Annotated in this window: 11 protein-coding genes; 2 read left to right on the forward strand and 9 right to left on the reverse strand. The window is 41.5% G+C overall.

The features are described from left to right. Window position 1: 1 nt before the first annotated feature. From DUT71_RS05390 to DUT71_RS05425, 8 genes are all read right to left on the reverse strand, one after another. On the reverse strand, window positions 2-919 hold the full coding sequence (locus tag DUT71_RS05390; protein ID WP_113661488.1) for a hypothetical protein: 918 nt from the start codon (window positions 917-919) through the stop codon (window positions 2-4). Between the two features lie 24 nt (window positions 920-943). Beyond that, window positions 944-2,494 (reverse strand): right-handed parallel beta-helix repeat-containing protein, encoded by a 1,551-nt coding sequence (locus DUT71_RS05395; RefSeq protein ID WP_113661489.1) that lies wholly within the window; start codon window positions 2,492-2,494, stop codon window positions 944-946. Window position 2,495: 1 nt separating this feature from the next. Continuing rightward, entirely contained in the window at window positions 2,496-3,989 is a 1,494-nt protein-coding gene (locus DUT71_RS05400) for a CBM96 family carbohydrate-binding protein (protein ID WP_113661490.1), read from the reverse strand. Window positions 3,990-4,004: 15 nt separating this feature from the next. After that, window positions 4,005-5,429: a RagB/SusD family nutrient uptake outer membrane protein gene (locus DUT71_RS05405; protein ID WP_113661491.1), complete on the reverse strand. Its 1,425-nt coding sequence runs from the start codon at window positions 5,427-5,429 to the stop codon at window positions 4,005-4,007. Between the two features lie 4 nt (window positions 5,430-5,433). Continuing rightward, window positions 5,434-8,565 (reverse strand): SusC/RagA family TonB-linked outer membrane protein, encoded by a 3,132-nt coding sequence (locus DUT71_RS05410; protein ID WP_113661492.1) that lies wholly within the window; start codon window positions 8,563-8,565, stop codon window positions 5,434-5,436. A 498-nt stretch (window positions 8,566-9,063) separates the two neighbouring features. Beyond that, window positions 9,064-10,125, reverse strand: coding sequence for a LacI family DNA-binding transcriptional regulator (locus DUT71_RS05415; protein ID WP_113661493.1), 1,062 nt, complete (start codon window positions 10,123-10,125; stop codon window positions 9,064-9,066). Window positions 10,126-10,416: 291 nt separating this feature from the next. Next, entirely contained in the window at window positions 10,417-12,048 is a 1,632-nt protein-coding gene (locus DUT71_RS05420) for a ribulokinase (protein WP_113661494.1), read from the reverse strand. 2 nt (window positions 12,049-12,050) lie between these two features. Continuing rightward, window positions 12,051-13,673 (reverse strand): fucose isomerase, encoded by a 1,623-nt coding sequence (locus tag DUT71_RS05425; protein ID WP_113661495.1) that lies wholly within the window; start codon window positions 13,671-13,673, stop codon window positions 12,051-12,053. A 271-nt stretch (window positions 13,674-13,944) separates the two neighbouring features. Between DUT71_RS05425 and DUT71_RS05430 the strand changes: the two genes are divergently transcribed. Further along, window positions 13,945-14,814 (forward strand): AraC family transcriptional regulator, encoded by an 870-nt coding sequence (locus DUT71_RS05430; RefSeq protein ID WP_113661496.1) that lies wholly within the window; start codon window positions 13,945-13,947, stop codon window positions 14,812-14,814. A gap of 3 nt (window positions 14,815-14,817) precedes the next feature. Here the strand turns inward: DUT71_RS05430 and DUT71_RS05435 are convergent, their stop codons facing one another. Continuing rightward, complete coding sequence (locus tag DUT71_RS05435) at window positions 14,818-15,177, reverse strand: response regulator transcription factor (RefSeq protein WP_113661497.1); 360 nt, start codon at window positions 15,175-15,177, stop codon at window positions 14,818-14,820. A gap of 297 nt (window positions 15,178-15,474) precedes the next feature. Between DUT71_RS05435 and DUT71_RS05440 the strand changes: the two genes are divergently transcribed. Then, on the forward strand, window positions 15,475-15,846 hold the full coding sequence (locus tag DUT71_RS05440; RefSeq protein ID WP_113661498.1) for a hypothetical protein: 372 nt from the start codon (window positions 15,475-15,477) through the stop codon (window positions 15,844-15,846). The last annotated feature ends 3 nt before the right edge of the window (window positions 15,847-15,849 follow it).

Raw genomic sequence — 15,849 nt, forward strand, 5'->3', positions numbered from 1 at the left:
TTTATTTGGTAGCGTTCATTTGAATGTTGCTTAAACTGAGGGTAAGTGCATTAGGCACAGAACCTTTGCTGTGGTAGCCCTGAAACATAAAGCTATTTAATGGGGCTTCAGGTGCCAATTCTCCACTTGCCGGAATACCTGTTCCGTTTTCGGTACTGATCAAATTACCATCTACCCAAATATTAAAAGTTGCCGGCGCAAGTTCATAAGCTTTGCCCTGCTTGGTATATTTTTGCGCTGTTGCGGCATTATTGATGTATAGCTCTACTTGATGCTCACCGTTTTTGGTAAAGCTATTGGCATTAATCAATTTATAGCCATACGAGCCGTTGCTTAAAATTCTGTAAGAAAAGAAAACCGCCTTATTGGTGCTAAACTCCCACCGTAGTCCCGCAAATACACCAGTAGCATCTGCGCCAGTAAGTGACGCGGTATTCTTAAAAATATTATTTCCCCTAGCATGGCCTATACCAAAAACTACCGCACCATTTGTTGGATCATTGTCGCCTTTGAACGAAACGTTAAAGAACAGGCTTGATACAGGGCTTGCCTTGGCAATATCATATACCGCAAATTTATTTGCACTGGCATTGCTTGAAGCTACTAAAACCACCTTTGCGGCCACATCTTTACCTGCTATTTTAATGGTACCACCTGCATTAGCGCCAGTAGTTACTGCGGCAAAACCTGATGGCGGATATGCTAAAAATCCAGGAGTTGCGGTAGAGGAAACAGAGGTTTTAAGGGTTTCGCCGCTGGTAAATTGATCGCCAGCATTACCTGTTCCTTTTCCAAGGTTGTAGCTCCAAACCGTCCCCTTTTGGTCAAAAGTTCCGGCCTCGGCCCAGGTTTTGTTTTGTGCATGGGCTATGCCTAAAAACAGCATTAATGCCGTGGTAATGTGTAGTATTTTTTTCATATTTAATTAGTTTAATGGTTTGTTTTATTTTGCTTGATAAGCTCCTGGCGTAAATTTGCTTAGGTTTATGTTGGTTCCATAGAAATCTTTTGAGCCTAAGTCGGGAAGCCAATAGTTACCTTTTATTTCGCTTTTGGCCAATGCCTTGTTTAAAATTGGACTGGTAGCTTTAAGCTTAAAACCTGTTGCAGAGGCAAAACCTTTACCGTAGTTCAATGGATTTACCAACTGCGGATCTGTAAAAATTCCCTGATCATCCTTTACATAAAACTTCTCGTAACCGAAATAAACATTCCCATTGAAAATGGCCGTTTGCCCTCCAGATTTCACCACCAATTCCCCCTGTCCCTCATGGTAAAAAATGTTGTTATAAAATTTAGAAGTGTTTAAGGCTTCATCGGCAATAACCACCGCCTCATGCGCCTTATTTAATACGATGGTATTGTTGTGCGCAATGGCCGTTCCCCTAACATGGTTTGCCCAAACCGGGAAATCGAATACATGCAATCCTTTTATACCATCGTTTACACTCACATTGTGTCTAATGATGGCATCTTCTGAAGTACTGGTAATGAGTACAAAACCACCTTCATTATCATGTGAATAGTTGTATTGGATCACGGTACGATAGGCATCTTCATCTGCATCAAACGCCTGCCCGTCTTTACCACCTCTGGTGTGGTACACTTCGTTGTATTGAAAAATGGTTTCATCGGTACTGCGGCACCATAAGGCTACTCCATATCTTACCAATTCCTCATCAGCATGGTGTGTTTCCCACACTTCGTTATGCTCTACCAGTGCTCGGTAAGTGTATCTCACAATCACACCGTCGCCAGCACAATGATGGATTTTATTTCTTCTGATCACCAAATTGGTGATAGGCCTGTTACCTTTCACCGCTTTTTTGCCATCGGTTAAATTGGTGAAAATACCCAAACGCACCACATTGGCAATCTCACAATCTTCAATCAGGATATCATCAAATTTGCTTTCGGCATTGCCGATAATTCCAATACCACCGGTGTTCTTTCCTTTCATTTCGAAAGAGTAGTCGCCCATAACGTCGTGGATGTAGAGGTTTTTGAGGTGGATATGCTTTCTCGAAGCGCCATTATCTTTCACCAGTACTCCCAATCTACTTCCAATAGTGGTTGCGTTATTGGTGATTTCCAAGTGATTAACCTCCCAATAGTCTACATCTTCTAATTTTAATACTTCTGATACCTTTCCTTCTCCGTCCAGCAAAGCTTTTTTTGTGCCGCTATAAACGGAAACCACAATGGGATTGGCCGCATCGCCAGATCCTTTTGGAATTAACTGCCCCGCCCAACGATCGCCGGATTTAAAAAGTAGCGAATCACCGGCCATAAACTGGTAAGCATTTACCTTTTGTAGCGATTTCCATGCTTTTGCAGGTGTTTTTCCATTATTACTATCGTCACCATTTCTGGCATCCACATAAAAAGTACTTCCCTTTCTTTGGTTTGGGGCCGCTGGTGTATTTGCTTTTTTACAGGCGAAGGCCGAGAACTGGATGCAAAGAAATAAGAGCGTAAATGTTTTGATCTTCATTTTATTGGATGTTTACGGTAATTTTAAGTGGCGTATTGTAAAAACCGCCATTGTTGTCTTTGGCCTCTACGATGATTTCATCTGTATTTCCACTTCCGGAGTACAGGTATTTGATCGAACCATTCACCAAGTCGGTTTGTGAAAAGCTAGCGTTAACAGGCAATGGGATACCATATTTCACCAAATAACCGTTAGTAGGTATCTGATTAATGATATAGCTGATATTTTTGTCATCAGCGCCATTCATTTTGAGCTGCGTAGTGCTAAGTTTAGCAAAACCATCTTTTGCCGAAACATTAAGGGCGGCCGCATTTCCAAAAGTTAAAATGGTGGCTGGCGGACTTGAGATACTTAAATAAGCCTTGAATTTTCCTGAATCGAACTCCCTAGGATAGATTTTCACGAAGTTATCGTTATTGTGATTCATCAAAATATTCAGGAATGTTTTATTGCTGCCATACAGCTGGCTCACCAATGAAGTTACATCCATGGTGATCCAACCAGTTTGCCCGGCGGCCAACGAAACATTGGCTAAACTCACCCTATCATAAGTAGGTGCGGTTGTCCAGGTCACTGTAGTTTCATCAAAATTGGTATCAGCACCTGCGTAAGCGGTTAACGATGAAGCCAGACCAGTAAAATACACGTAAAAGTTGATTTTAGCCAATCCAATTTTGTTTCCAAAACTAGGTGTGGTCAACGGAAATTGGAATAGCCCCATCCTATCTACAGAAACATCTTTACCGTTCGAATTCTTCATATCAATACTGGTAGCATTGTTAAAGTTCTTGTTCCTGTTTGCGGTACCATTCTGGATAAAAAGATCCTTGGTTACATGAATGATATCAGTTTGCGCACCTACCGAGCCCGAGGGAGCATCAGGTACCGCATCTTTCAATTTATAAAAGGTGAACTGGTCTGTAACGTGTGCAATACCATTTTTGAATTCCAAATTCTGGCTTCTAATGGTTGAAGGCGGCGAAGTTAAATCGGTAGAATTGTTGGCCGTAAGCACATATTCGTTTGAGCTGGTTGCACTTCTGGTGTAATAAATAAAGCTTCCGTTTATAGTTTCAAACTTTCTGGTTTCGCCAATGGCCAAATCAAATGAACGTAACCTGCCTTTAAATATCTGATCAGACAAAATGTTGCGAAGTACGATGCTTGGCACGTCGTTAAGGTTGGTATATCCCAAACTACTAACCATATTGTTCACTGCCTGGTTGGTTAAAAACAATACGGTGTAGTTTTCTGGTTGGTTTAAAAACTCCGTTAATCCAGCTTTTTTAACTACTTCTGCATAAAGATTCAAGTTGGTTAGGTCTGAGCTATGATCTATTTTAAGGAAATCGGCAAAGGTCATTCCTTTTAAATTGGCACCTGCATCCACCGCTTGTGGCTGTTCGTTTTTCAGGAACTCTAACTTGCCACAACTTAAGCCAGTGCAAGCTAAAGCAATAGCTAAAGATTTAATGATGATTAATTTCTTATTCATAACAAGTTTGATTAATTATTGATAGTATGAATTTTGTTTCAACAAGGGGTTTAACCTGATTTCGTTCAAGAAAATTGGCCACACGTAGTTGTCTTCGTTGTTTAAACCATTGATGGGCTGCATTACGCTGATGGCTTTGCCGGTTCTCACTAAATCGAACCAACGCTTGCCCTCAAAGCAAAGCTCTTTTGAACGTTCGTTCAAGATAATATCCTCCACTTGGCTCTTGTTCAGCCCACTATAATCGGAAGGCAATAAACCAGTTTCACCTGCCCTTACCTTCATTTGGTTTACAATGGCAATGGCCTCTGCAGGTCTGTTCAATTGGTTTAAAGCTTCTGCACGCAATAATAGGATATCAGAAAGACGGTACATGATGATATTCTTATCGTCCATTGTACTTCTTACAAAGTTGGTTTTATCGAAAAACTTGGTGATGTCCCTACGTTCGTTATAGCTGATGGTTGCGCGTTTATCACTGGGCGAAAACTTGGTCATTAGCGGTACACTCACCTGAAATGCCGGTTGAAACCCTATATCGCCGTAAACCTGAATATAGAAAGACCTGGCACCACGTTCGGCAAAGTTAAAATCGATCTCAAAAATACTTTCCGTAGAAAAACCGTGTGTAAACTGCCTGGCATAGGTGGTGTTTTCCAGTGCCGTAGCATCCGTTAGGGACGTTAGGGAATAATTAGCGGTATTGTTTAAAATCCGTTGCGAAGCGGTTAAGGCTTTTTCATATTGATGGCGCCACATATACAGATCGGTGTAAATAGCATTTACGGCACCAGCAGTTAGCAAAGCCTTGGTAGTTTGCGACGGCGAGTAGCTGGTAGGCAATAAAACGGCTGCACTATCCAAATCTAACTCTATACGGTTGTAAACCTTAGCCGTATCCGATCTTTCTACATAGTAGTTCTCTGTAGCATCTTTTAGCGGTTGGGTTACGATAGGCAATTCACCCCAAATCCTGGTCATGTTAAAATAGCAAAGCGCCCTTAAGGCATAGGCTTGGCCCAGGGTTTGGTTGTATTCGGCGGTTTTATTAGCATAAAGGCCTTTTTGGCTCATTAACCTCACATTTTTAATGATCAGGTTACTTTGATTTACCACGGCATACAACTGGCTCCAATTGGTAATTCTTAAGCTGGGATTTACATTATTGGTTAGCAAGTTTAACGATTCGGTATTTAGCGAAGTTAGATTTTGCGCTACGTTATCGGCCCTAGCTTCGCCATAAAAAACACCTTCGGGACCCATGGCGGCCTGTAGCAATGTATATGCGCCATTTAGTGCCGCAGTAGCCTGCGATGTTTCTTTCCAGAAATTTGCGTCTGCATATTCTGTAATGGGGTTAAGCTCCAAAGCTTTTTTACAAGCAGAAAGCCCCAAAACCAGTAATAGCATATATGTAAATAGTGTTTTTTGATTTTTCATAGCACTATAAATTAATGTTTAAAGAAAAGTTATACGACCTTGTTCGTGGAAATGCGCCTCGGTCTACCCCACCCGCTAACGAATTGGTAGAGGAGCTAACCTCTGGATCATAACCCGAATATGAACCCAATGTGAACAAATTAGAAACGCTAAAACCTACGCTTGCTCCCGACAGCCTCACTTTTGATAGAATGTTTTTGGGCAACCTGTAGCTCAGTGCAATGTTTTGCAATCTGATAAATGAGGCATCTTCTACAAAGTGATCCGAAACGGCGTAATTTAACATGGGATCGGTTTTTACCAACCTCGGAATGTCGGTTACATCTCCTTGGTTTCGCCATCTTCTTAACTGGTCAGTAGAGAAATTTTGGTCTATTGGCGAAGAATCTAAGCTTCTTTTTAATTCATTAAATACATCGGCACCAAAACTATAGGTAAACAAGAAACTAAGGCTGAAATTCTTGTAGCTGAACTCATTGAACAATCCACCTGTAAAATCAGGATTTGGATCACCTATAATCTGCAAATCGTCGTCGTTGATGATACCATCGCCGTTAAGATCTTGCCAAATCATATCACCACCTTTATATACCTTACCATTTGCCGATCCTTGTCTGTAGGGAATCACCACGCCCGTATTTTCGTCCCTTTTATATACATTATCTTCGTCCCTGGCATAAACTCCCAGTTTCTTCAAACCATAAAATACCCCCACAGGCTGACCAACCCTAGCCATGTTAAACAAGTTTGGCCGGTAATCCTGTCCATCTGGCAAGGAAAGGATTTTGTTGCGATTGTAAGCGAAAGTAAAGGTGGATGACCATTTAAACGGCGCTACAATATTTACGCTGGTTAGCGTAGCCTCAAAACCTTTGTTCTGTAACGAACCGAAGTTGCCTGGCACCGTGGTTACGCCGGTGGTACCGGGAACAGTTACATCAAACAACAAATCTTTTGTTTTTTTCAGGTAAACATCGCCCACAAAGCTCAACCTGTTTTTGAAAAAAGATAGCTCCAAACCTAAATTGCTGTGTTGTGTTGATTCCCATTTTAGAGATGGGTTTGGAATGCCTGACAAAATCACGGCATTTTGCCCCAAGTAAGAGCCATTATTGAGGTAACCTCCTTGTCCTGCGTAGTTACCAATCGACTGATTTCCAGTAACACCAAAACTGGCACGTAACTTACCTTCATCCAGGAATTGGAACTTTTTGAAATAAGACTCTTCGCTAAATCTCCATCCTGCGGAAACTGCCGGAAAGTAGCCAAACCTGTTATTGGAACCAAAGCGGGAGGAACCGTCTCGCCTGATCAGTGCCGAAAACAAGTATTTACCTTTGAAATCGTAGTTGGCCCTGGCAAAAAAGGAAAGCAGTGCATTTTGTGAAATATTTTGTACGTAAGTTGACAGCACCGAGGCTGCACCTACATTGGTCAATTGCGCATCTGGCAATCCCCTACCTACCAAATCAAGGTTGTCCCTATTGAATTTCTGATAGGATTGTCCCAATAGGAAATTAAAGGTATGATTGTTTTTTAGCGTTAATTTATAGGTTAACGTATTTTCATTAATGAAAGAAGATGCCTTAGTGGTTTGCAGATACGAACTACTTAACTGTCCTTGCGGAAGCAAGCTTGTCGGTGTAAAATTAGATAGATCGCTGTTTTCGTAGTCAAATCCAAAATTGGTGGTAAACCTAAGATCTTTGGCTATCCACACTTTAAATTCTTGGTTGCCAAACATCCTAAAACGCTTGATCCTGTTAGCTGCCAGTTGGGCAATGGCCAAAGGATTTGGCTTGCTTCCCTCAAATAAAGGGATCAACTGTCCGGAGATGGGATCGTAAGGATTATAAACAGGCATGGTACTTAGCGCCTGGAAAACCACGCTTTGCCCACTTAAACCAGTTAAAATCCTCGTATAATCTGTATTGGATAAGTTGAAAGACGAGCTTCCAGAAATGGTTTTGTTGAACGTGTAATAAACCTTTGCTGTGGCCGTAGCTTGTTCATAATCGGTTTCCTTAACTATTGGATTAAGGTTTTTGTAACCCGCACTTAAATAATAGTTGATGGAATTGTCAGATGAACCACCACTTACACTTACATCATATTTCTGCTGAAGTGCTTGCCTGTACATGATCTCATGCCAATCGATCGATTTGGAATAATAAGGGTGCAGCGAATCAATTACCGATGGTTTGGTGGTCATTTGCCCCGTACTGTTAAAAATAGCATCAATATAAGCGCTACGCCATTGAGGTGCGTTTAGCACCCCTACCGTTCTGGTCAATTCAGCCAAACTGGTATTGGCCGAGAACCTTAAAGTGGGCTTTCTGGAATTTTTTCCAGATTTAGTGGTGATCAAAATTACCCCATTTGATGCCCTGGAGCCGTAAATAGAGGCCGTACCGTCTTTCAGAAAATCTATAGATTCGATATCTGCCGGATTAATATCGGCCAAGGGACTAAAGGTTGAGCCATCGTCGTTTAAGCCACCGGCATAAGTTTCTGTGTTGATAGGAACCCCATCTACAATGTACAAAGGTTGGCTGCTGCCATTTACCGAAGAAGCGCCCCTAATCCTAACCGTTGCCCCCGCTCCGGGCTCACCTGAATTTGAAGTAATCTGCAAACCAGCAATTTTCCCCTGCAAGCTGGTATTGATATCACCTAACGGATGGGTTTCCAACTGATCAGCCGATACCGAACCTACCGCACCGGTAACCTCTTTCTTTTTCTGGGTGCCGTAGCCTACGGTGATATTTACCTCATTAAGGCTAACCGTTTCGGGCTGCAGGACAATTTGCAAATTATCACGGCCTTTTACCGCAACTGATTGAGATTTAAATCCGATGGATTTTACCAGCAATATGGGGTTATTGCCGCTTACGGGGATTTTAAACTTCCCCTCCTTATCGGTAACGACCGTTTTGCCAGTACTCACAGATGATATGGTGATTCCCGCCAAGGCATCGCCAGTGGTTTCGTGCTTTACAGTACCGGTAATGGTTTTGGTACTGTTTACCTGGGCAAACGCAATATTTTGCATTGCGAAAGCCAGGAGCACCGCAAAGAGCAACTGTTGATAGAATTTAATTCGCATATTCTTTTTTAAATAGTTTATAATAGACATTAGGTTGTTGAGGTTAAAGGTACTGGTAGCGCATTATGGTTACAGGCTGAAAACGTCGAAAAAGCTTTAACAGCCAAAGAAATTTTTTCGTTAACGTAAACGAAAAATGAAAATAAAATATTTGAACGGTTTTTAACATGGTTTACTAACTAAAAAGTTTTGAAAAAATTGGCATGCCACAGCCCACTGCGATGATTTTACAGAAATACGGAATTTTATCTATCATCAGTTTAGCTTGCATTTGCGGATCAATTTGATCGGGAAAATACTTATCGCTACTCCTATGGTAAACGACGGTCATCAATCCCAAAAAAACCTATCAGCCGGTTAATATTCATTTATTTAATTATACAATTAGGCATTGCCTGTTGTACATACAAAATTGAGAGTACAGTTATATTTGGTTAACGGTAACGTACACGAAAATAGTAATTATTATTCTACTTCCAAATTTTTGGTGATTTTTTTGCTCTACGGAAAATTCGCAAGTAACGGCTATCAGTTGCTGTAATACTGATAATTCTCTCGGGTGATGATGTCAATTGGCATAAACTGCTCTTTTTCGATGTGAGTATTTAATACCAGATGATAGTATAGGCTCATCACACCTCTATAGCCCTGTTCCTGTGGTTTTTGGCAAATCAGAAAATCAATGGTTTTATTTCTGAGGTAATGGATATTGTCTTCCAAAAAGTCGTAACCGATCAGTTTAATGCCTTCCACTTTATGCTCTTCAAAATATTTGGCTACGGTAGCTACGCGTGAGTTGGTAACAAACACAATATTATAGTCATCCTGCTTTAACTGATCAGAAAGTTTTTGTTTAATGTGGGGATAATCGGTTTGTCGGATATCTATTTTAGTGAGCTTATTGGTACTTCCGTGCTGTTCAAAATAATTCCTAAAGCCCTCTTCTTTTCGCAACAGGTGGTGGTGCAGATCGATTTCCTTAGAGATGTTCACGATCAGCGTTTTTTTATCTACTGGTGAAAGATAATGAACGATATGGGCCGACAAATAGCCACTTTGATATAGGTTAGGACCGATGTAACACAAATTATTATACCCTGGGATATCCGAATTAATGAAAACCAAAGGAATTTTTTTATGGTTACACAGCTCTATGAAAGCAATGCTTTCTTCCTCAAACATTGGCGCCATCAATATGCCATCAAATTCGCCGACTGCTATTTTTGAGGCGCTATCGCTAAAACTCTCCTTATTATTCTGATCAAAGAAAAATGTAACCACTTCTATACCAAAATCCTTGATTTCATTTGCGGCTTGTTTGATGCCGTGTAAAGGGGCTTCCCAATAGGTGGTTTCGTCGGATACCTGGGGAATCAGCGTGGCAAATCTTAGTTTTTTCTTAGAAGCAAGCCGTCTGGCGAAGATATTGGGCTGATAGTCCAACTCTTGGATTATCTTCAGGATTTTGGCCTTGGTTTTTTCGGAAACACCCACCCTATTGTTCAATACCCTATCTACAGTTCCGATAGACACATTGGCCAATCGGGCTATTTCCTTAACGCCTACAGTTCCTGAATTCTTCTTTTCCATTGTAACAAAACTAATAAAAGTTTATTTGAAGTATTTAGCGCCTGTTTAAATTTTATTCAAAGAAAATACACGAATGGCGGAAATATGGTTTCTAGTGAACTAAAGCCGCTTGCCAAACATTTTATGGCGAAAGAATCACGGTATTGAACAGGCCAGAAACGTTGCAGTTAAGGACGCTATTTTAAAGTTAAAGAGGAAAGACTTACGAAGTTTTGAGCGCCTCGTAAGTCTTATTAGCCCGTATCTCCAGGAAAACGGGCTTTAAACTCCTCTCACTTATTTATTTAACCATTATTGATTGCCCAAAGTAAGGTAACGTTGGTACAATTTTTTGTAAATCGCCGCTTTTTCTGCCTGTGGCAAATATTCGGCGTCGTAACCTGAGCTCATTGCTTGTTGCGCTTGGGCAATATCTTGATATACTCCTCCTATTACTGCGGCAAACATGGCAGATCCCAAGGCACAAGCTTGTTCGCTGGTAGCCACTTTAATGGGAACATTGAGAATATTGGCCAAAGTTTGCATGACATAAGCTGATTTTTTAGAGATCCCGCCTAAAGCAATCACTTGTTTAATCGCTACTCCCTGATCTATAAAACGGTCCATAATGGCTTTAGAACCAAAAGCAGTAGCTTCTACCAGGGCTTTAAAGATATGCGGGGCGCTGGTTCCCAAGGTAATGCCGGCAATTACGCCTTTTTTGGTCAAGTCAACATCTGGCGTTCTGCGCCCGTTGATCCAATCCAGTGCGATCAAATCATGCTCCGTTACCGGAATTTGTGCGGCCTTTTCGGCCAGTTTAGGCAAAATTGCATCACTTGCGGCTTTTAACTGTTCTTTGCTAAGGGTTTCGGCCAAAATTTCCTTCATCGGAAATTCCAATATTTGCTTAAACCAACTATATACATCGCCAAATGCAGATTGTCCCGCTTCCATTCCCAACATGTCGGGAATGATCGAGCCATCCACCTGCCCACAAATTCCGTTCACCAGGCCTGTAAACTCCTGCTTAGGAACCACCACCATATCACAAGTGGAAGTACCCATTACCTTAACCAAGCTATAGGCTTCTATACCAGTTCCCACAGCGCCCAAGTGAGCATCAATAGCGCCTATGCCTATCTTTACGGTTGCCGGTAAGCCTAATTTTTCTGCCCATTCTGGCGATAGGTTACCCATCACTTCATTGGTTGTGTACGTATCATTGTAAAGCCTATCTCTTAGCGCTGCCAAATCTGGATGTAACGTACCTAAAAATTCTTTGCTAGGTAAGCCATTAAATTCTTGGTGCCACATGGCTTTATGCCCGGCGGCGCAACGGCTACGTTTTACCGTGAGCACGTTAGTGTTTCCAGTTAAAAAAGCGGGCATCCAATCACAGTGCTCCATCCATGAAAAGGCTTTTTGAGCTACCGCTCCATTCTTTTTGGTGATATGTAATATTTTAGACCAAAACCATTCCGAAGAATACAATCCGCCAGAATACTTGGTATAATCAATGCCCCATTTTTTTGCTAAGCTGTTAATATCATCAGCTTCTTTTAAAGCGGTATGGTCTTTCCACAAAACAAACATGGCATCTGGATCTTCCTCAAATCCGGGCAATAAGGCCAAAGGTGTCCCGGTTTCATCTACCGCACCCGGAGTTGATCCCGTGGTATCAATGGCCATGGCCACAATGTTGTCCACAATTTCTGGATTTAGCTTGGCTACAATGTCCTTAACGCTTTCTTCCATGCCTTCGATGTAATCCAGTGGATGTTGCCTAAATTGCGACTGCTCAGGGTTGCAATATTTCCCCTCGGCCCATCTTTTGTATAAACTTACGGAACATGCAACTTCGGCACCACTGTGGGCATCAACCAGTAATGCCCGTACCGAGTCGGTCCCGTAATCTAACCCAATGACATATTTTTTGTCCATCTTTAATTAAATTTTGAACCTTCTACGTCTACTGATCCACAAAAATGCGTTTTAATGCCCAGTTCTTCCAGTGCCGCAGCCTTAATCCTACATGCTTTGTGCGCCGCGGCTTCGTCTGTAGCATAAACCACTTGAATATGGTTGGCTTTGTGACGGGCCATCATTTGATCGCGGGTAACACCATCCAAAGTAGCATGCATCATTGGCCACTGGTAATTGGTTTCGTTCCATCTTCTCTCCGTTTCTTCTTTTGGCAGCTCAACGGATTTGCCTACACCTAAATCGCAATGCAATTCGTTATTGATAACATATATGCGGCTCCAAACTAAATTTCCGGGCTTGGCCACTCCCCGTAGCGTACCACCACCAAACTTAAAGAACATGGCCGGTTGACGTATGCTGTCCGAGCCTGCATAACCACCAATATGGTGTGCAGGTGGCGCCGCACCCGAAATTTCGAATACCCAAACAAAATCGTCTACGTTATTGCTTTTAAAATCTTCGCCCCAACGTAAATCATGCAAGGTATTTTCTCCCGGCATACCAAGCTTTTTCCATAGCTTGTAAGTAAGCAACCCATCAATCCCAGCGCATTCATCTACTTCGTTAAAGTGCGGGAGCGCCTCTCCGGCATAAAGTTCCTTGCCATTTTCATCAAAAACGGGTGGACGGTCCTGGTTGTTCAACAAGCCCTCTACCAAGTCGCTGGCCGGCACCAGGTCCTTTAATCCCTGTTGGTACTGGATACCAATGGTATCACAACCAAACTCATCAGCCAAACGTAAAGCAGCAATGTACATTTTGCACTGCGTTAAAGTTTGTGCCTTGGTCAGTTCGGTTGCGTCGTCGGTTCCCCAATCAAATTTCATCCCTTTATCCAACAACCAATTTAATACCTTTTCGGCATCACTGTCGCTTACGGTAAGCATTTTTGCATAAAGCGTTGATTGGCTCAATCTTTCTTTGAAAATTCCGGTGGCGTGTAAAAGATCATCGGGAACTATGGCATTGAACATTCCCATGCAGCCTTCATCAAAAACGCCCATAATGGCCTTATCTTCTTTGAGCTTTGCGGCAAAATCACGCCCTATCTGCTCATCTGCAGCTGGAATTTTGGCCGAAGCAAATGATTTCACATGCGTTTCAGGATGTTTGATATCTCCTTTTTCCAACCAGCTTTTAATGCCGTTTAGGAAAAACTCATCTTCAAAATTTACGCTCCATAAACTGCTATATTTTACATTAGCCTTGGTTAGCGAGCCATTTAAGTTGAGCAGGCCAACCAAACCTGGCCATTGTCCGCTAAAGTTTGCCAGGGTTAAAATTGGTCCACGGTGGGTGGTTAAACCGGCAAGTACATGGTGGCTATATTGCCAAACACTTTCCGCTACAATTAGTGGTGCATCTTTATCTATATTTTTAAATACTTCAATGCCCATACGTTGCGAGTCGATAAAGCCATGTTTTTTCTCGGGATCGTAAGCGTGTGCTCTTTTAATGCGGTAGCCAAATTTTTCGATAACGGCCGCTAATGCGTTTTCCATTTGGTTTTGCGTGGCCCAACAATTTTGGTTGGCCGCAATTCTTAAATCGCCACTGGCTACTAGGAATATCTCTTTGTTCATGTGCTAATAATATTTTGGTTGCTATTTAAAAGCCAGATAGCGTAGTTGTGACCCCAGCATTTTTGATGTCAACAAAGGGATTGCCCACCACATCTATATTTGGCTGTAACCAAGTTACTTTACAAAGATGCCCTTTGGAGCAAAGTATTTTTTGCGGCTTATTAGCTATTTATTGTAGGATGTTAGCATAATAACTATCCAATTTGGCAATATTCGAAATTATTTAGCTATAATTAAGGAATAATTACAAACCAAATATAAAACGAGTACCATGAAACCACACTTTCATAAAGTGCCTGTTAGTCTTCAAAATTCTTTCAGCATTAGGCACGATATTCAGGAAAATTTTGGCAAGATTTGGCATTACCATCCGGAATTGGAACTACACTACGTAATTAGAGGTGAAGGCGTGAGATTTATTGGAAACAACATCAGTAATTTTTCTTCGGGCGAGATTATTCTTTTGGGTGATAATTTGCCCCACACCTGGCGTTGCAGCGATGAGTATTTCCAGAACAACCCCAGCCATGAGGTGGAGGCCATTGTAATTCATTTCCTCCCCGATTGCCTTGGGAAAGATATCCTTAATTTACCGGAAGCATACTTAATTCCAAAACTTTTCGAGAAAGCCAAAAAGGGTATCTTATTAAAAGGCAAGCACCGAGACAAACTGGCCCAGTTGATGTTGCAGGCTAAAGATGCGCAAAATCTGGATAGGTTGATTGTATTGCTATCTATTTTGAAAACATTGGCAGAGGCCGACGACTACGCCGTACTTAATCCTGGCAATGTGCAGTATCAATCAGACGAATCGGACGTGATTAGGCTGAACAAGGTTTATAATTATACGCTAACCAATTTTAAGAAGGAAATTAGTTTACAGGAAGTGGCTTCCATCAGTAATTTAAGTGTAACCTCTTTTTGCCGCTATTTTAAGCAGATGACCAAAAAAACGTATTATGATTTTTTAATCGAAATTAGGGTGAGCCACGCCTGTAGGCTATTGATTGAGGATAAACATCCTACCAACATGATTTGCTACCAATGCGGCTTTAACAATGTTTCCAACTTTTACCGGCATTTCAAAAAAGTTAACGGAATTACGCCTCTGGAGTACAAACGTAAATACTTGGCCGAATAGCTACTAGCTTACCAAGCGCTTTACTTTCCTCATAAATTCATCAATATCAAATGGTTTGGCAATAAAATCATCGGCCTTGTAATAACCATTCAAATCGGAAAGCCCCTTATTGGCCGACATCATTAAAACAGGGACATGCTTTAATGCCCCATTAGTTTTCACGTCGTGGCACAATTCAATCCCATTACCATCAGGTAACATCACATCCATCACCATCATATCGGCATCGGAATTAGACAGCTGTTCCTTAAACATCGAGGCGTTGGGGAACAGGCACACCTCAAAGCCCTCATCATTTAGCAGGAAGGAAATAACTTCTCCAATATCGGGATCATCCTCCACTACCCAAACCTTCTTCTTCATCAAGTTTCTATTGTATATTTAGTTTTCAAACAAATATAAAAACATATTGTTTAACTAAAATTCGCAGATTTTATCCAAAACTAATTATTTAGGTCATCATCAGCCAAATGGCTTTGCGAACAGGCCATTAGCTGCTATTTTACAAACCTTAGCGTGCAGCCGTTTACTGTAGAACACTGTGGATTTGGTTGCATCATTTGAGGCAAAAATTTCGCAGTTGCCATTACAAACGCAGGAGAGCCTTGTGGATAAAAAAAAGACATTGATTAGCATGAAAGGCAGTAATTTAGTAACCCCATGAACAACCTCAACTCCAATATATTTGAATATTTGTACGTTTTAGAAAGCGATGATTTGTTTCTCGCCGAAATTAAACGAAACGACTTGGGCGAATATGCTGCCATTGGCGAGAGATTTCAATGGCTAAGGGTTGAGAAAAGCACTTGGGAAATCTCCAAGCTAACTTTTCGCTCCATGGATTCTTCCGAAGAAATAGAAGAAAGATATTTTGAGGAAGGTTTTTTGAAGTTCAATCCCGAGAGCGGAACCTACATTGAGAAATTCAACTCGGCGCAACATGCGCTTTCAAATGTAAGCAAACAGGAAGTACCTAACGGGCTAAATGAACACATCAGGGCCTTACTTTTAGGGAACGTGCTTAGCGCCTAATCC

Source organism: Pedobacter nanyangensis, assembly GCF_003313505.1.
GTDB lineage: Bacteria > Bacteroidota > Bacteroidia > Sphingobacteriales > Sphingobacteriaceae > Pedobacter > Pedobacter nanyangensis.

Bases quoted from the DNA above. Each gene is read 5' to 3' on its own strand.
- DUT71_RS05390 (WP_113661488.1), bottom strand. From the start codon at position 919: ATGAAAAAAATACTACACATTACCACGGCATTAATGCTGTTTTTAGGC.
- DUT71_RS05395 (WP_113661489.1), bottom strand. From the start codon at position 2,494: ATGAAGATCAAAACATTTACGCTCTTATTTCTTTGCATCCAGTTCTCG.
- DUT71_RS05400 (WP_113661490.1), bottom strand. From the start codon at position 3,989: ATGAATAAGAAATTAATCATCATTAAATCTTTAGCTATTGCTTTAGCT.
- DUT71_RS05405 (WP_113661491.1), bottom strand. From the start codon at position 5,429: ATGAAAAATCAAAAAACACTATTTACATATATGCTATTACTGGTTTTG.
- DUT71_RS05410 (WP_113661492.1), bottom strand. From the start codon at position 8,565: ATGTCTATTATAAACTATTTAAAAAAGAATATGCGAATTAAATTCTAT.
- DUT71_RS05415 (WP_113661493.1), bottom strand. From the start codon at position 10,125: ATGGAAAAGAAGAATTCAGGAACTGTAGGCGTTAAGGAAATAGCCCGA.
- DUT71_RS05420 (WP_113661494.1), bottom strand. From the start codon at position 12,048: ATGGACAAAAAATATGTCATTGGGTTAGATTACGGGACCGACTCGGTA.
- DUT71_RS05425 (WP_113661495.1), bottom strand. From the start codon at position 13,673: ATGAACAAAGAGATATTCCTAGTAGCCAGTGGCGATTTAAGAATTGCG.
- DUT71_RS05430 (WP_113661496.1), top strand. From the start codon at position 13,945: ATGAAACCACACTTTCATAAAGTGCCTGTTAGTCTTCAAAATTCTTTC.
- DUT71_RS05435 (WP_113661497.1), bottom strand. From the start codon at position 15,177: ATGAAGAAGAAGGTTTGGGTAGTGGAGGATGATCCCGATATTGGAGAA.
- DUT71_RS05440 (WP_113661498.1), top strand. From the start codon at position 15,475: ATGAACAACCTCAACTCCAATATATTTGAATATTTGTACGTTTTAGAA.